Annotated in this window: 12 protein-coding genes; 6 read left to right on the top strand and 6 right to left on the bottom strand. The window is 38.3% G+C overall.

The genetic code is table 11. The annotated features are described in order from the left end of the window. The first annotated feature begins 27 nt into the window (after positions 1-27). Positions 28-669: a 7-carboxy-7-deazaguanine synthase QueE gene (locus DCS32_RS02220; RefSeq protein ID WP_108876811.1), complete on the top strand. Its 642-nt coding sequence runs from the start codon at positions 28-30 to the stop codon at positions 667-669. A 208-nt stretch (positions 670-877) separates the two neighbouring features. On the opposite strand, the gene secDF is transcribed toward DCS32_RS02220, so the two are convergent. The 6 genes from secDF to DCS32_RS02190 form a co-directional block, all read right to left on the bottom strand. Further along, positions 878-3,859: a protein translocase subunit SecDF gene (gene secDF, locus DCS32_RS02215; RefSeq protein WP_108876810.1), complete on the bottom strand. Its 2,982-nt coding sequence runs from the start codon at positions 3,857-3,859 to the stop codon at positions 878-880. 158 nt (positions 3,860-4,017) lie between these two features. Continuing rightward, positions 4,018-4,617, bottom strand: coding sequence for a hypothetical protein (locus tag DCS32_RS02210; RefSeq protein WP_162533579.1), 600 nt, complete (start codon positions 4,615-4,617; stop codon positions 4,018-4,020). A gap of 280 nt (positions 4,618-4,897) precedes the next feature. Next, positions 4,898-5,824, bottom strand: a complete 927-nt coding sequence (gene mdh, locus DCS32_RS02205; protein WP_108876808.1) for a malate dehydrogenase — start codon at positions 5,822-5,824, stop codon at positions 4,898-4,900. A gap of 857 nt (positions 5,825-6,681) precedes the next feature. Continuing rightward, on the bottom strand, positions 6,682-8,625 hold the full coding sequence (gene gyrB / locus DCS32_RS02200) for a DNA topoisomerase (ATP-hydrolyzing) subunit B (RefSeq protein WP_013751417.1): 1,944 nt from the start codon (positions 8,623-8,625) through the stop codon (positions 6,682-6,684). 204 nt (positions 8,626-8,829) lie between these two features. After that, a complete protein-coding gene (locus DCS32_RS02195; protein ID WP_108876807.1) occupies positions 8,830-9,456 on the bottom strand; it encodes a hypothetical protein in 627 nt (208 codons plus the stop codon). Further along, entirely contained in the window at positions 9,456-10,808 is a 1,353-nt protein-coding gene (locus tag DCS32_RS02190) for a UDP-N-acetylmuramate--L-alanine ligase (protein WP_108876806.1), read from the bottom strand. Before DCS32_RS02190 ends, DCS32_RS02195 begins: the two co-directional genes overlap by 1 nt. Before the next feature lie 297 nt (positions 10,809-11,105). Here DCS32_RS02190 and ftsY point away from each other — a divergent pair, with 297 nt between their 5' ends. The 5 genes from ftsY (at position 11,106) to DCS32_RS02165 (ending at position 16,999) form a co-directional block, all read left to right on the top strand. Then, positions 11,106-12,059, top strand: a complete 954-nt coding sequence (ftsY, locus tag DCS32_RS02185) for a signal recognition particle-docking protein FtsY (RefSeq protein ID WP_108876805.1) — start codon at positions 11,106-11,108, stop codon at positions 12,057-12,059. A 13-nt stretch (positions 12,060-12,072) separates the two neighbouring features. Continuing rightward, on the top strand, positions 12,073-12,405 hold the full coding sequence (locus DCS32_RS02180) for a hypothetical protein (protein ID WP_108876804.1): 333 nt from the start codon (positions 12,073-12,075) through the stop codon (positions 12,403-12,405). 37 nt (positions 12,406-12,442) lie between these two features. After that, positions 12,443-14,125 (top strand): amidase family protein, encoded by a 1,683-nt coding sequence (locus tag DCS32_RS02175; protein ID WP_108876803.1) that lies wholly within the window; start codon positions 12,443-12,445, stop codon positions 14,123-14,125. A gap of 160 nt (positions 14,126-14,285) precedes the next feature. Further along, the gene (rimO, locus tag DCS32_RS02170) at positions 14,286-15,638 is read left to right on the top strand and encodes a 30S ribosomal protein S12 methylthiotransferase RimO (RefSeq protein ID WP_108879219.1); all 1,353 of its coding nucleotides are present in this window, start codon (positions 14,286-14,288) and stop codon (positions 15,636-15,638) included. Between the two features lie 116 nt (positions 15,639-15,754). Further along, positions 15,755-16,999 (top strand): sialidase, encoded by a 1,245-nt coding sequence (locus DCS32_RS02165; RefSeq protein ID WP_162533578.1) that lies wholly within the window; start codon positions 15,755-15,757, stop codon positions 16,997-16,999. Positions 17,000-17,472: the final 473 nt, after the last annotated feature.

Raw genomic sequence — 17,472 nt, 5'->3', positions numbered from 1 at the left:
TAGTTGTATTCTATATCTTTGCACGTTATGACAAAACAGGCCTTAGATTCATTACAAGCACAAATAGACCTTGGTGAGATGCTTCCGCTTATGGAAGAATTTTATACTATACAAGGAGAAGGATTCCATAAAGGAACAGCAGCTTACTTTATACGAGTAGGTGGTTGTGATGTGGGGTGTCACTGGTGTGATGTGAAGGAAAGTTGGGATGCTGCAATACATCCTCCTACAAATGCAAATACCATAGCCGAAAATGCTGCAAAGTACTCAGATACAATTGTAGTGACAGGTGGGGAGCCGCTTATGTGGGATATGAACCCGCTTACACAAAAATTAAAGTCCCTAGGACTTACAACTCATATTGAGACTTCTGGTGCTTACGAGCTTTCTGGTGAGTGGGACTGGATCTGTCTTTCTCCTAAAAAACGTATGTTACCTAAAGCTTCTGTTTTAGAAAAAGCAAACGAACTGAAGGTGATTATTTTTAATAAGTCAGACTTTGACTTTGCAGAGAAGCACGCAGCACAAGTGGGCGAGGACTGTATTTTATACCTGCAGCCAGAATGGTCTGTGCGTGATAAGATGGTGCCGCTCATTGTAGATTACGTGATGAAAAACCCAAAGTGGAAGGTGAGCTTACAGACACATAAGTATTTGAATATTCCATAGTATGCTTAAAGCTTAAAGCTTTAAGCGATATGCTATAAGCTAGTGATACTTTTACGGAGATGAAGAAGTTGGTAGCCCAACAGTTTCTGTACAGCTTTGCTAAAAATTTTATCGTCCATTATCCAGCAATCCTATTTTCGCGAAAGCGCATAAAAAAATCCGCTACTGAGAAGTAGCGGATTTTCTATTTATTGAGTTTCTTAGAAGCTTATGCTTCTACTTCTTCCTCTTCTTTTTCTTCCTTTAATGCTTTCTTCTGTACTGTATCAAACATTACAGGAGTTGCGATAAATAATGAAGAATATGTACCTACGATTACACCTACAATAAGTGCAAACATTAATCCTCTAATAGATGGAGCTCCTAAGAAGAAGATCGCTAGAAGTACGATTAACGTAGTTACAGAGGTGTTAAGTGTACGGCTTAATGTACTGTTAAGTGCTTGGTTAATTAATTTACCAAATCCTCTAGTAGAACCGTGTTCTTTAATATACTCACGTATACGGTCAAAAACTACCACGGTATCATTCAGCGAGTACCCAATTACGGTAAGAATAGCCGCAATAAAGTTCTGATCTACCTCCATATCAAATGGCATGATGTTTTTCAAGACTGCAAATACTCCTAGTACTAATAATACATCATGGAAAACTGCAGCTACAGCTCCAAGAGAGAATTGCCATCTACGGAAACGTAATAAGATGTATAAGAATACCACGATTAATGACCCGATAACTGCAAAAAGTGCACCTTTCTTGATATCATCTGCAATGGTAGGTCCTACCATGTAGTACTCCATTTTTCCTACTTGCTTATCATCTGTAGACTTTGCAAAGGCTGCATACGTCATTCCAGTAGGTAAGTACGGAGTAAGTGAAGTAAATAATTGTTGCTCAACCTGAGCGTCAATATCTGTACCTGTCTCATCGATACGGTACTTTGTAGTAATCTTTAATTGATTATCTGCTCCAAATGTTTTTACATCTGCACTTCCAAAATCTGCAACTAGTGCATCTTCTACTTCTTGTGCATTCATAGGTTGATCAAAACGAACTGTATATGTACGACCTCCTACAAAGTCAATACCAGTATCAAGACCACCAGTAAGTAAAGCAGCAAGACCACCTACGATAAGTACACCAGAGATAGCATAAGCAATTTTACGTTTTCCTAAGAAGTCGATACTGTTGTTTACAAAAAGACCTTTAGTCATAGATGTTGCAAACTCAAGTGATTTTCCATTCTTCCCGTATCCATCAATGAATAGACGAGTAATGAAAATTGCACAGAATAATGAAGTTGCAATACCTATCATAAGTGTAGTTGCAAATCCTTGTACTGGTCCTGTTCCAAATAAGAAAAGGATAAGTGCCGTTAAGAATGTAGTGATGTTTGCATCGAGAATAGAAGAAAGTGCGTTGTTGAAACCATCTTTAATCGCATCTTTTTGAGACTTCCCTTTACGTAGCTCTTCCTTAATACGCTCAAAGATAAGTACGTTTGCATCCACAGACATACCTATAGTAAGTACGATACCTGCAATACCAGGAAGTGTAAGTACAGCTCCCAGACCGGCAAGTACTCCAAAGATGAAAAGGATGTTTACTACAAGAGCAATATCTGCAAATCCACCAGCTTTACCGTAGTAAAATACCATCCATACTAATACTAGTGCTAGTGCGATAAGGAATGATAAGATTCCAGAATCAATCGCTTCTTTACCTAGTGATGGTCCAATTTCTTCTGCTTGAATAATCTTTGCAGATGCAGGAAGTCTACCTGCGTTTAATACTGTTGCAAGATCCTGTGCTCCTGCTACTGTAAAGTTTCCAGAGATTTCTGTCGCACCACCTTTAATCTCTTGACGAGCTGATGCTGCAGAGTATACATTACCATCTAGTGCAATGGCAATAGCATTTCCTTTTTGTGCAACTTCGCGAGTCATTTTTGCCCACTGGTTTACACCTTGTCCTTCAAAATCAAGACCTACAGCAGGTTGTTGAGTTTGCGTAAATTGCTGGCGTGAGTCGTTTACAACGTCACCGTCCATGTATGGTGCTCCTTGTCTGTTAGACTCAAGTGCATAAAGCGCTACGATATCTGCTCCTTCTTCTGGTACACCCCATGCAAATTTTGCATAACGCAAAGATGCTGGACGCTGCTTTACAACAGACGGGTTTCTTAAGTACAAGTTAATAGTTGCTGTATCTTTTACAGCAGCAAATCCTACAGTTGGAATTGTGCTCATCTGAACCGCTTGTTGGTTAGGGCTAAATATTTTGAAAAGTGGTCCAAAATCTTGTTCTGCATCTTCCTCATCTGCATCTTTAAGGAGATCAGATACATTATCATCAAGGGTGCTGTCTTGAGCTACTGCAGCTTCTTGCTTCTCCTCGTTGCTAGCAACAAGTCCACGTAGTGTTTCATTTGCTCCTATTAAGTAGTTAAGTGCATCTCCAGCATAGTGAGTTTGGTAAAACTCTAATTGTGCTGTCTTTTCAAGTAAACCTCTTACACGATCAATATCTTTCGCTCCTGGAAGCTCAACAAGAATACGTCCATTATCTCCTAGAGACTGGATGTTAGGTTGTGTAACTCCAAACTTATCAATACGATTACGTAACGTTTCAAAAGCAGAACCTATTGTTTCTTTGATTTCCGCTTCAAGAACACTAGCAACTTCTGTGTTGCTCATTCCAGTATCTACTTTTTCGTTAAGAATTACGTTTGCAAAGATATCTGGAGATGCTAGTTGTCCTCCTTGCGCTTCAAATGCAGATACGAAATCTTCGAAGTATGTGTTCTGGCTGTCTTTTTGTGCCTCATCTGTAGCATCTAATGCAGCTATAAAAGCTGGATCTGTACTATTGTTAGAAAGACCACCTAAGATATCACGAATAGAGATCTGAAGGATTACGTTAATTCCTCCTTTAAGATCCAGTCCTTTGTTAAGTTCTTTTTCTTTAGCATCATTATAAGTGATACCAGCAAAAATAGGATTTGCTCCTATGCTATCTAAGTAAGCGCGCTCCACCACATCCTGCATGTCTGCATCTTCTGGTGCTTGAGAGATCGCGTAAGCCTTAGCTTCGTCTTCTGTTTTGTTTGTGAAATACGTAAATGATAGTTGGTATAAACATACCAGACCAAAAATTATCGCAAAAAATCTAATGAGTCCTTTGTTTTGCATTTTAGTGTGTTTGTATCAACATAATAAACAGCACATCAGTGTGTGATTATCACGTTGAAATTAATGTAAAGTGATTGGTATTATAATCTGTGGGATTGCTTTTATGAAAAAAAGCAATTAACTAGAGCAAGTCTTGCCTTAGCTAATATTGTTATGCCTTAAGAAAAGGGGCCGGCCCTTGTCTCAGGTATGTTGTAGAATGAGTTAATGAAAGCAACATCACTTCTCTTGTGATTATTGTAAGCAGTTTGTGTTTGAATGGTAGCTGCGCAATCACTTAGTTTGTGAAGGCTAGCATATACTTTTACTGTAGAAGAACGTGTTGACTCAGATTTTGACTCAATAATAACCCCAGCAGCACCTTCCATGTCTGTGCTGTCTTGTATTTTATAAACGTCTAACTCATAATGAGCGATCTCGTTTTCTTCTGGTACATCTGAGTTGTCATTCTCAAGATTGTACTTGGTATGTGCTGAGGTAGGTGATAATTTGTTCTTAATCTCCGTAACATCAATAGTACTGTAGTATGATACTTTTAAAGATCCATTATCAAGTTGCTCTACTTTAATATTATCTACTTCAAGCGAGCTCAGCTTATTTTTTACTAATGTGATGGCATGTTCAGATTGAGAAAGGTTTGGCTCAGTATCAGAAAATGTAATAATTATTTCCTGATTAGGCGCAGTGCGTTGCTCCATGCTTATACTTACGATAGCAAGGGCAATTATAAAAGCACTTATGAACCACTTATTTCTCACACACTTAATTATAAAACATCATCTATTGCAGTTTTGCATCTAGATTTCTGTTTTCATCAAACACGCAAATATAGGATTCTCAGTGGTAGTACCCAATATTTTTTGGGTCATTATAATGATATGTTAAGTTGCATGATAAACGTATAATGAGGAAAGTTTGATGTGTATTGTTACGCTTTCGCGAAAGCGTACCTAGTACAGAAAATGACTCCTTATTATATATAACAAAAAAGGCTACCTAAACATAGGTAGCCTTTGGTAGAGTAAATTTATTGACTTCTTAAGCGTCAAGTAAACCATTTGTTGCTTTAACACCTTCAGCACTTTCTGCTAGATGCGCTTTTTCTGCATCACTAAGGTTGATTTCAACTATTTTTTCAATTCCATTTCTTCCTAATACTACAGGTACTCCGATACAAAGATCAGAAAGACCGTATTCTCCATCAAGAAGTACAGAACAAGGGAAAATTTTCTTTTGGTCACAAGCAATTGCTTGTACAAGTCCAGATACTGCTGCTCCTGGTGCATACCAAGCAGAAGTTCCTAGTAGTTTAGTAAGCGTTGCTCCACCTACTTTAGTATCTTCTTTTACTTGTGTAAGTCTTTCTTCAGAAATAAATTCTGATACAGGTACACTGTTGCGAGTTGCAAGACGTGTAAGAGGTACCATTCCTTTATCTGAGTGCCCACCTATTACCATTCCATCTACATCTGAGATAGGAGCTTCAAGAGCTTCGGCAAGACGGTACTTAAAACGAGCGCTGTCTAGTGCTCCACCCATACCAATAATACGGTTTTTAGGAAGTCCGGTTACTTTATGAGCTAGGTAAGTCATTGTATCCATAGGATTAGAAACAACGATAAGAATAACATTAGGTGATTCTTTTACAAGGCTAGCGGCAACTGTTTTTACAATACCTGCATTAATCCCGATAAGTTCTTCACGAGTCATTCCTGGTTTACGAGGAATTCCAGAAGTAATTACTGCGATATCACTACCAGCAGTTTTTGAATAATCACCAGTAGTACCTGTGATTTTTGTATCAAACCCGTTTAACGAAGCAGTTTGCATTAAGTCCATTGCTTTACCTTCGGCAAAACCTTCTTTAATATCTACTAAGACAACTTCACTTGCAAAATCTTTGATTGCAATGTATTCTGCACAACTGGCTCCTACGGCTCCAGCACCGACTACAGTAACTTTCATATGGATGTAATTTTAAGGATTTATAGTATGTTTTTAATAGCTTTTTACGCTTTTGCGAAAATACAATAACTCTCTCGTTTATCGTGAGCTCTGACGCTAAATGTATGTTAACCAGTCAAAAAAAATCCCTGCCTCTCAAAGAGTGGCAGGGATGGAACAAGCGCGGAAATTCACAATCCAAATGAATCAAACAGTAATCGCTTGCTCTTACAGTTAAACCATTGTAAATACCCAACTTATAATGGTTTAAAAATCACAGTAATTATACTGTGATGCAAAGATATGTTGCTGGGATTATTGGTGTAGATGATTTTAAGGACTGTTTGATAATGTATGGTTTTAGGTAATTCATCGAATATAAATGCTTCTTTGACGGCATCTAGGTTAAATGTTGTTGTGCTTAAGTAATTGTCTTCGACACAGTTTTGTTGAAAGTATAGTTGCATTTAAAAAAAAAAATCCTTGCTATTAAATAGCAAGGATTTATAGGTTGCTAATCTCTGTCCAATTAAACCCCTACATCTAATTTTGAGAAATTAGCAGAAATATATTATGATTACTCTTAAAATATCTCTTCGTGGTGTAAATATAGAGATACCGAATACTTTGCTTTAAAACTAAAAAATAATCATCGGATGAAGGAGTGTATGTGTATTTGGTCGTTTTTTTATGCATTTAATCTATGTTTTTACCATATTTGAAACAGCTCAGTAATATTGGGGCGTAGATACAGAGACTATCTAATAGCAGATAATAAGGTCTTTGGGTTCACTAAAAGATTGGCTTTAGATTTTATCAAAAAAAAATGGTCCTGAGAAACTATCTCAGGACCATTGTAATAAAATATAAGAGTTTTGTTAAACGTCTATGTTTGCATAAATAGCGTTCTTCTCAATAAACTCACGGCGAGGTGGCACCTCATCACCCATAAGCATAGAGAATATTCTATCTGCTTCTGTACCATTATCTATGGCAACTTGACGTAATGTGCGGAACTCAGGATTCATTGTTGTATCCCATAGTTGCTCTGCATTCATCTCTCCAAGACCTTTATAACGTTGTATAGATACTCCTTGAGTACCCATAGAATCTGCAATGGCATCACGCTCTTTATCATTCCAAGCATATTGCTTTTTCTGACCTTTCTTTACTAGGTAAAGTGGAGGAGTGGCAATGTATACATAACCATTTTCTACAAGCTCCTTCATATAGCGGAAGAAGAAAGTAAGTATCAGGGTAGAAATGTGACTACCATCTACATCGGCATCACACATGATGACTACTTTGTGATAACGTAGTTTTGATAAGTTAAGCGCTTTGCTATCTTCTTCAGTGCCAATGGTTACTCCTAGTGCTGTAAAGATGTTTTTGATTTCTTCGTTTTCAAAAACTTTATGAGACATCGCCTTTTCAACGTTCAAGATTTTACCACGTAGTGGTAAGATAGCTTGAAACTCACGATCACGTCCTTGTTTTGCAGTACCACCTGCAGAGTCTCCCTCGACGAGGAATACTTCGCAAAGCGTAGGATCGGTTTCAGAGCAGTCAGATAATTTCCCAGGGAGACCACCTATACTCATTACTGTCTTACGTTGTACCATCTCACGTGCTTTCTTTGCGGCGTGACGTGCTTGTGCAGCTAGAATTACTTTCTGAACGATGATTTTGGCATCATTCGGATTTTCTTCCATGTAGATCTCAATCATTTCGGCAACGGCCTGAGATACTGCAGAGGTAACCTCACGGTTACCTAGTTTTGTTTTAGTTTGCCCTTCAAATTGTGGCTCACTTACTTTTACAGAAATAATTGCAGTAAGTCCCTCGCGGAAATCATCACCAGCAATATCAAACTTAAGCTTGTCTAGCATACCAGATGCATCTGCAAACTTTTTTAGAGATCCTGTAAGACCACGACGGAAACCAGCAAGGTGCGTTCCTCCTTCGTGTGTATTAATATTATTTACATAAGAGTGTAAGTTCTCAGCATAGCTATCATTATAAATCATGGCTACTTCTACAGGGATTCCATTTTTCTCACCTTCCATTGAGATTACCTCGCCTATAATAGGAGTGCGGTTACCGTCTAGAAAACGTACAAATTCAGAAAGACCTTCTTTACTGTGGAAAGTCTCTGTTTCATGCTCTCCTTTCTCATTCTTAACTCGCTTATCAGTAAGCGTAATAGTAATTCCTTTATTAAGGTACGCTAGCTCACGTAGACGAGATGCTAGTGTGTCATAGCTATATTCTGTAGTTTGCTGGAAGATACTGTCATCAGGCAAGAATGTAACTTCTGTACCTGTAAAATCTGTATCACCTATAACTTTTACAGGATACATCGCTTTACCGCGCTCATACTCTTGCTCCCAGATTTTACCTTCTTTGTAAACGGTAGCTCTTAAGTGGTTAGATAGTGCGTTTACACATGACACCCCAACACCGTGAAGACCTCCAGAAACTTTATATGAATCTTTATCAAATTTTCCTCCAGCACCTATTTTGGTCATTACAACCTGAAGGGCAGAGACACCTTCTTTTTTATGAAGCCCTACAGGGATTCCACGACCGTTATCTCTAGTCGTGATAGAATTATTTTCATTTATAGTAACATCTATGGCGTCACAATAGCCACCCATAGCCTCATCAATAGAGTTATCTACAACCTCATATACTAAGTGGTGTAATCCTCTTACACCCACATCACCGATGTACATCGATGGACGCATACGTACGTGCTCCATTCCCTCAAGGGCCTGAATACTGTCTGCCGAGTACTCTTTCTTCTTAGCGTCGTCGCTCATATTTTAATAGTTAAATTGTCTAAAAACAAATATAAAGAAAGGGACTCCAGAATAGGCTCTAAAACCTCTCTAAACCCTTGAAGTTATTAACATATTGTGGAAAAAATAAGCGTCTTTTTTGGGTGTGTATTTTTGGGTGTTTTTTACGCTTTCGCGAAAGACTCCATCATCATAATAAACAAATTGTAATCCTGCCTGAAGTGTTTAGTTAATGACAATTACTTTGCTTGTTTTGAAACTCAAATATAATTGTTGATGATTAACTTTCTCATCATTGTTTGTGATTGAAAATGATTCTTCAACAAGTCCATTTAAATTATGATCATCAAAAGGGTAGCCGTTATAAACATCCCCAAAACCCACAAGTCTACTAAAAGGCTTTTTAGGATTTATATAAAGAGTGTGTGATTTTATGTTATATTTTCTACGTTTCTTCAATAATTTGTATTCATGAACTATGAGAGAGTCTGAAATTTTGTTTATTGATAATGTATAGTTTTTCACCTTGTCAGAATGGTTGAATCTATTTTTGAGAAGTTCACTTTGTGGAATAAATAGTGTGTCCTTTTCAAAAAGTGTATTCTCATCTACTGTAAATTGACCAATTTTATCTTCCTTAAAATCATTTAATATAAAGGTGTATTGGTTGCTGCTTTTACTTGTAAACGAAGCAACATAACGATCGTTATTTGAACAAGTAAAAGAGTATCTTCTTTCTAGATCTAAGTTCCTCTCAGATGAATTGGTTAACTCGTATTCATAAACACGATCAAAAACTATAGTGTCTTGCCCGAAGACAAGAAAAGGAATAAATAAGAATAAATATTTCATTACACCAACCCCTTAACCTCCTCAAAATCTAAACCACCATAATTACCGCTACTCATCAGTAATACTGCTTTATTTTTTAGCTCTTGTTCGAAAAGAAACTTTTTGAAATCCGCTGGATCTGTGTAGATGATGAGATCATCGCGTTCAAAGGCAGTTGCGATTTGTTGAGCCGTGACAGGTTCTAGTTTTTTGATTTCGACAGCGTGTGGAGAGTAAAATACCACAGCAACATCTGCGCTGTCTAGTGCACCTTTATATTCGCTTAGAAATTCTGGATTAAGACTGCTGTAGGTGTGTAATTCTAGACAAGCTACAAGTGTGCGGTCTGGATACTGCTCTTTTACAGCCGTTGTTGTAGCACTTACTTTTGATGGGCTATGTGCAAAATCTTTATAGATGACAGTGTCATTAGTTTCTGCAATTTTTTCTAGGCGCTTGCTAGCTCCTGAGAATGTAGCGATGGCTTCATAAAAGTCTTCTTCTACCACACCCATGTGCTGGCAAATCCACTTGGCTCCTGCAAGGTTATTAAGATTGTGTTTCCCAAAAACTTCTATAGGCATTGGCCCATCTGGAGTTTCTAGTAAAGTCTCTCCATCTTCAATGCTGTATGCCGGAGTTTTGTATGGATATTTTTTAATGTGTGCAGTGGCACTTTCTACCACTTTTACGACATTTTCATCTTCTGTGTTGTAAATCATTGCACCACCATTGGTCATGGAATCTACAAAAATCTGAAATTGCTCCACATAGTTGTCAAACGTAGGGAATACGTTAATATGATCCCATGCTATACCGCTTAGTAAAGCAATGTTGGGTTTGTATAAGTGAAATTTCGGTCTGCGATCTATGGGGCTACTCAGATACTCATCACCTTCTAGGACCATAAAATCTGCATCGTCTGTCATGCGCACCATGGTGTCAAAGCCTTCTAGTTGCGCTCCCACCATATAATCTACCTCTTTATCCCAATAATGCATGACATGCAAGATCATAGAAGTAATAGTAGTCTTACCGTGAGAACCGCCTATAACAACACGTGTTTTGTTTTTGGCACGTTCATATAAGTACTCAGGATATGAATATATGTTTAGTCCTAACTCTTGTGCTTTTAAAAGCTCAGGGTTATCTTTTTTTGCATGCATGCCTAAAATCACAGCATCAAGATCTGCTGTAATTTTTTCTGGAAACCATCCAAATGCTTCAGGAAGCAATCCATACTTTTCAAGTCGGGATTTTGATGGGTCAAAGATCGTGTCATCACTACCTGTTACCGTTTCTCCTTTATGATGTAATGCGAGTGCTAGATTGTGCATTGCTGCGCCACCTATTGCAATAAAATGGATATTCATATAAACGTTGTCTTTAAAGTAAAAATAAGATTATACTAGCAAACGACCATAGGAGAAGATAGTAAATTAGAAATGCGTTTTTTTGGAGTTTTTCACGCTTTCGCGAAAGCGTAACTGTAACCTTTGTAATCATTATTAATACTGTAGTTTTTGAGTGATTTTAAATGTTGATCTGCATAATTTATTTAAAAAATTGACAGTCAGCAGTGTAGTCTATGGGGTGACATAACGGCATTCTCCCTAAAAGGCACTATTTTTGTCTTACCGACGACATACCAGAAAACCGCCAACACAATTATGAGTTTTTTCAAAAAAATATTTAGTAAAGAAAAAAAAGAAACCCTTGATAAAGGGTTAGAGAAAACAAAGACGAGCTTCTTTGATAAGATGAGTAAGGCAGTTGCTGGAAAATCTAAGGTAGATGACGATGTTCTAGATAATCTTGAAGAAGTACTTGTAACGAGTGATGTGGGTGTAAAAACTACGCTCAAAGTAATTACTCGTATTGAAGAGCGTGTGTCACGTGATAAGTATGTAGGTACAGATGAGCTTAACCAGATTTTACGTGAGGAAATCGCTGGCTTACTAAGCGAGACTAACGTAGGAAACGCTACAGAATTTGAAATCCCTAAAGGAAACAAGCCACACGTAATTATGGTGGTAGGTGTAAACGGAGTAGGAAAAACAACAACGATAGGTAAACTTGCATACCAATTTAAAAAGCAAGGACTTAACGTAGTCCTAGGAGCTGCAGATACGTTTAGAGCAGCTGCTATAGATCAATTGCAAGTGTGGGCAGATAGAGTAGATGTTCCTATTGTAAAACAACAGATGGGTAGTGATCCAGCCTCTGTAGCGTTTGACGCGCTAGAGAGTGGTGTAAATCAAAATGCAGATGTCATAATCATAGATACTGCTGGAAGATTACATAATAAGGTAAACTTAATGAACGAGCTCACTAAGGTTAAGCGCGTGATGCAAAAAGTAGTGGTAGACGCCCCTCACGATGTACTTCTTGTACTTGACGGATCTACAGGTCAAAACGCTTTTGAACAAGCAAAACAATTTACAGCAGCTACAGAGGTGACTTCGCTTGCTGTGACAAAACTTGATGGAACTGCCAAAGGTGGTGTAGTGATAGGAATTTCTGATCAGTTTCAAATCCCTGTAAAATACATCGGAGTGGGAGAAGATATAGAAGATTTACAAGTGTTCAATAAAGTGGAGTTTGTAGATAGCTTCTTTAAATAAGTCGTTACTTTTTATGAAACTCGTTCCTAGGTGGCTTCCAGAACTTACGTTGCGCACTTTACGAGTTGTCGTCATTGGTTTGATGTTACTTAACGTGTGGAGCGTTTATAATGCACATGCTGTAGTAAGAAGCGAACTTGTGCCTAAATATCTAGCTCAGTACTCGGCTTTTCCTCATTATATATTTATTGTCTTTTATAGTCTCATCATATTCTATATATGGAGAATCCTTATGGGAGCGATTGATTCGCAAAACTGGTGGATGCCAGTAATTGTAGTGGTTGTATTTGAATCTACTAAATTTTTTATCTACGGTTTCTTGATGTGGGTTAATCCTTTTGGATAAACCTTTTTGTATTTTTAGTGAACTATAAAAATGCACTATGAAATACCTTTATACACTCGCGCTCGCAACGGCGCTTTTTTCTTGTAAAAACGAAGCTCCTACTACTGCGGTAGACACAACTCCAAGATATGTGTGGGAAGCTTATAACGACTCTCTAGATATTGCAAAAACGCAAGAACTAGAAAATAGCAGAATGCACCTCAAGCTTGTAAATGCAAAGGGGCTCGATAAAAATGATATTTGGAAAAATCTTAATGGGGAGATAAATACGCTTTCGCGAAAGCGTATCTCAGAAATTTCTCCGCTTATCTTAGAGCAGGATATTCCAACCATTCAAGGGCATATTAAAAATGGCGATTTCTCATACGAGGAACTGACGCTATTTTATTTAAACCGTATTGCCCGTTTTGAAAGTAATAATAATTTAGCGCTTAACGGAGTCATCGCTCTCAATAAAGAAGCGGTGAAGGAAGCGAGAGCACTTGATAATAAAGATAAATCTACCATAGATGAATACTCTGTGTACGGGATGCCTATCCTATTAAAGGACAACATTGGTGCAGTGGGAATGCCTACAACTGCAGGATCTGTTGCGCTTACAGATAATAATGCAGGAGATGCATTTATCACAAAAAGACTCAAGGAAGAAAAAGCAATTATATTAGGTAAAGCTAACTTAAGCGAGTGGGCTTACTTTTTATGTACAGGTTGTCCAGTAGGTTATAGTGCCGTAGGTGGTCAAACTATCAATCCGTACGGTCGTTTACAATTTGAGTCGGGAGGATCAAGTTCTGGATCTGGAGTAAGCGTAGCAGCAAATTATGCAGTGGCCGCTATAGGGTCAGAAACGAGCGGTTCTATATTATCACCTTCTAGTCAAAATAACCTTGTTGGACTCAAACCTACCATAGGTCTTTTAAGTCGTAGTGGGATTGTACCTATCTCTAGTCACCTTGACACACCTGGTCCTATGACAAAGAATGTAGTAGATAATGCGATTGTACTACAAGCGCTCACAGGTAAAGATGCTGCAGATTCTTATAGTTATTCATCTAGTGGTAATTATGTACAAGCTGTTAAAGAAGGGAAACTTGAAGGAAAATATCTTGGTGTTATAAAGGGATACTTGCAAGACAGTACGTATGCGGCTGCCATTGATAAATTAAAGCAAACCAAAGCCATACTCGTTGAGGTGGATATGGAGCGTATCAATATGCCAGGTTTTCTGTCTATCTTAAATATAGATATGAAAAATGATCTACCAGCCTACTATGATGCAGAGGTTGCGCTTTCAGTAAAAAATAGAAATATAGAGGAGCTTATTGTTTTTAATAATCAAGATAGTCTTGCGCGTATTCCTTATGGACAACAATTGTTTGAAGGTATTGTAGCAGATAGCACAACCGCCGTAGAACTTAAAACAATTAAAGAAAGCCTTATGGAGGTTACTCAAGCATATTTTCAAGAAGCTTTGAGCAAGCACCCTGAAGCTGGTGGTCAACTAGACGCCATACTCTCCATAAATAATTATGATGCTGGCTATGCCGCAGCGGCACACTATCCAGCACTTACAATACCTATGGGCTTCACAGCACAAGGCGAGCCTAAGGGAATTACCATTATCACTCCATCTAAGCAGGAAGAAGTGATTTACAATATTGCAGTAGGAGTAGAGAGTACACTTAAAGCTAGAACATTACCAGAAGGATATCAGGAGTAAAAACAATCTAGATGACCAGAAGCTAGCCGCTTTTAGAAAGAAAAACACATATTATAATGAGAAAAAAGTCAGCAGTAAGATGCTGACTTTTCTCGTTTTAGATAGCTTTCTTATTACTATGTTATTTGGCTTATCTTTGCACTCCCTTAAAAGGAATGCTATGCGTACAAAATCATTAAAAAAGAATAAGATAAACGTAGTAACTCTAGGTTGCTCAAAAAACGTTTATGACAGTGAGGTCTTAATGGGCCAGCTCAAAGCAAATGAGATGGATGTTGCCCACGAGGAAGAAGGTAATATCGTCGTGATTAATACTTGTGGTTTTATAGACAACGCAAAAGAGGAGTCTGTAAACACTATTCTTGAGTATGTAAAGCAAAAGGAAGAAGGAGAAGTAGATAAAGTTTTTGTAACGGGATGTTTATCTGAGCGTTATAAGCCGGATCTTCAAAAGGAAATCCCAGATGTAGATCAGTATTTTGGAACAACAGAATTACCTGGATTACTTAAAGCACTTGGGGCAGATTATAAACATGAACTTATAGGGGAGCGTATCACAACTACTCCAAAAAACTATGCATACTTAAAAATAGCCGAAGGCTGTGACCGTCCTTGTTCTTTCTGTGCGATCCCTTTAATGAGAGGAAAGCATAAATCAAAATCAATAGAACACTTAGTTATTGAAGCAAAAAAACTTGCTGCAAATGGAGTAACGGAGTTAATCCTTATTGCGCAAGATCTTACATATTACGGTCTTGATTTATACAAAAAACGTAACCTTGCAGAGCTTCTTGAAAACCTTGTTCAGGTAGAAGGAATTGAGTGGATTCGTTTGCATTATGCATTTCCTTCTGGATTCCCGGTAGATGTACTTGATGTGATGAAACGCGAGCCTAAAGTGTGTAATTATATAGATATTCCACTGCAGCATATTGCAGATCATATTTTGAAGTCCATGCGTCGTGGTACTACGATGGAGAAAACAAATGCGTTGTTAGACCGCTTTCGCGAAAGCGTACCAGGAATGACCATAAGAACTACGCTTATTGTTGGCTATCCTGGAGAAACAGAAGAAGATTTCCAACTCATGAAGCAATGGGTGAAAGATCAACGTTTTGAGCGTTTAGGTTGTTTTACATATTCTCATGAAGAAAATACACACGCATTTAACTTAGAGGACGATGTACCTGAAGAAGTAAAAATGGATCGTGCCAATCAGATTATGGAGATCCAATCACAAATCTCTTGGGAACTTAACCAACAGAAGATAGGGAAGGAGTTTAAAATTGTTGTAGATCGTAAAGAAGGAAACTTCTTTATAGGTCGTACAGAGTTTGACTCACCAGACGTAGATAATGAGGTGCTAGTAGATGCAACAAAATTCTACTTAAAGACTGGAGACTACGCAATGGTAACTATCACAGAGGCCGAAGATTTTGACCTTTATGCAGAACCACTTGTAGCTTTAGAGCGTCCACAAGCGCTGCATGCAAAGCGCGCCACTAAAAAGTAAGAAGCAGTAAGATAATTTATATAAAGCCTTTCGGAACAAATGTTTTGAAAGGCTTTTTTGTGTGTAAGAGTTTCTGCGCAACGCTTACATTTGTAGCATTTATAAACACATTCCCTATGCGTATTACTGGTCTAGTATTTTTTGTTTTAATCTTCTTCACTTCTTGTAAAAAATCTAATCAAACGGAAGTTACGCCAGTAGCAGAGCAGCCTACTCTAGAAGTGGCTACTATCAATGCCTCACTTACTACTATAGAGCTTCCATCTACAGGAAAGTCTCATTTGCCTAGACTCAAGTCGAGTGGTGGTAAAGTACATATGACTTGGGTTGAGCAAGAAGACAAGATGGCAATTTTAAAATATGCTAGTTACGATAGTGCTACCTGGAGCCAACCTAGAACGATTACATCTGGAGATAATTGGTTTGTGAATTGGGCAGATTTTCCTGCATTAGGAATTAACGGAGATTATGTGCTAACTAATATTCTAGAAAAATCTGCAGCGGGTACTTATGATTATAATATCAAACTTCAATTAACTAAGGGTGATAAGGTTATTAAAGATGATTTCCTGCTCAATACAGATGGTGTAGATGCAGAGCACGGCTTTGTATCTATACAATCGTATGATGGAGGTTTTTATGCTAGCTGGCTAGACGGTAGAAATACAAAAAACGAAGACAAGAGTAAAAACCAAATGACCCTACGCAACGCCTACATAGATTTAGCGGGAAATAAAACTCAAGATACAGAGATAGATAATAGAGTCTGTGATTGTTGTAATACTGCAACGGCTATTACAAATAATGGACCAGTTACCGTTTATAGAGATCGCTCAGACACCACACCAGAGATACGAGATATGGCAATCGTACGCTGGGTAGATGGAGCGTGGTCAAAACCTATGGCTATAGGTAATGATAATTGGGAACTTAACGGTTGCCCCGTAAACGGACCTGCAATCGCAACTCAAGAAGAAAATGTGGTGGTGAGTTGGTTTACTGCAGAGGGTGATATTCCTAGAGTTCTTACAGCATTTTCAAATGATAATGGAGCCTCTTTTGGAGGTGCAATCCGTATAGATAACGGAAACGCAATAGGTAGAATAGATACAGATTTTATGAGGGATGGCAGCGCTCTCATCTCGTGGTTAGAGCCAGTTGGTGAAAACGTAGTGCTACAAGTAGCCCGAGTATATGTAGATGGCACACACGATGCCCCAGTGACAGTAACCAATACTTCTGCCGAACGACAAAGCGGCTTCCCGCAACTAGAGGTTGTAGGCGATACGATTTTTGTAGCGTGGACAGACCTTAACGGTGATAACAGCGAGGTCAAGATGATACGCTTTGAGATGGACTAAGCAAATAAACTGATTTCTAGATTAAAATGGTATTCGAAAAGTTTTCTTCCATCCCTAAAGGGTGACTTTTCTTAGAACGTTCCATTCCAATTCCCACCCTTCAGGGCTGGGGAAAGGAATTGGGATCCGAATAGTTTTTGCCCCGTCCCTAAAGGGTGAACTTTTCTTAGAACGTTCCATTCCAATTCCCACCCTTCAGGGTCGGGGGAATAGAGTTGACACAGAAAAGTTTTACCCCATCCCTAAAGGGTGAACTTTTCTTAAAATATTTAGACATCAAAATTACGTAACCTACCCACAACAGTGTCCCTCTTCCAAGAGAGAGTCAGGGAGATGTCCGCAATAGTGAGTAAACTAAAATTTTCCATACTAATTCTATCCATCAATATTAGACATCAAAATTACGTAACCTACCCACAACAGTGTCCCTCTTCCAAGAGGGAGTCAGGGAGATGTCCGCATGAGTGAGAACT

This window comes from Dokdonia sp. Dokd-P16, from assembly GCF_003095655.1.
In the GTDB taxonomy this organism is placed as follows: Bacteria; Bacteroidota; Bacteroidia; order Flavobacteriales; family Flavobacteriaceae; genus Dokdonia.
This window is presented reverse-complemented; position numbering and strand designations above follow the sequence as displayed.

Excerpts from the sequence above, each read along its gene's own strand:
- DCS32_RS02220 (WP_108876811.1), top strand. The coding sequence starts at position 28 with ATGACAAAACAGGCCTTAGATTCATTACAAGCACAAATAGACCTTGGT.
- secDF (WP_108876810.1), bottom strand. The coding sequence starts at position 3,859 with ATGCAAAACAAAGGACTCATTAGATTTTTTGCGATAATTTTTGGTCTG.
- mdh (WP_108876808.1), bottom strand. The coding sequence starts at position 5,824 with ATGAAAGTTACTGTAGTCGGTGCTGGAGCCGTAGGAGCCAGTTGTGCA.
- gyrB (WP_013751417.1), bottom strand. The coding sequence starts at position 8,625 with ATGAGCGACGACGCTAAGAAGAAAGAGTACTCGGCAGACAGTATTCAG.
- DCS32_RS02195 (WP_108876807.1), bottom strand. The coding sequence starts at position 9,456 with ATGAAATATTTATTCTTATTTATTCCTTTTCTTGTCTTCGGGCAAGAC.
- DCS32_RS02190 (WP_108876806.1), bottom strand. The coding sequence starts at position 10,808 with ATGAATATCCATTTTATTGCAATAGGTGGCGCAGCAATGCACAATCTA.
- ftsY (WP_108876805.1), top strand. The coding sequence starts at position 11,106 with ATGAGTTTTTTCAAAAAAATATTTAGTAAAGAAAAAAAAGAAACCCTT.
- DCS32_RS02180 (WP_108876804.1), top strand. The coding sequence starts at position 12,073 with ATGAAACTCGTTCCTAGGTGGCTTCCAGAACTTACGTTGCGCACTTTA.
- DCS32_RS02175 (WP_108876803.1), top strand. The coding sequence starts at position 12,443 with ATGAAATACCTTTATACACTCGCGCTCGCAACGGCGCTTTTTTCTTGT.
- rimO (WP_108879219.1), top strand. The coding sequence starts at position 14,286 with ATGCGTACAAAATCATTAAAAAAGAATAAGATAAACGTAGTAACTCTA.
- DCS32_RS02165 (WP_162533578.1), top strand. The coding sequence starts at position 15,755 with ATGCGTATTACTGGTCTAGTATTTTTTGTTTTAATCTTCTTCACTTCT.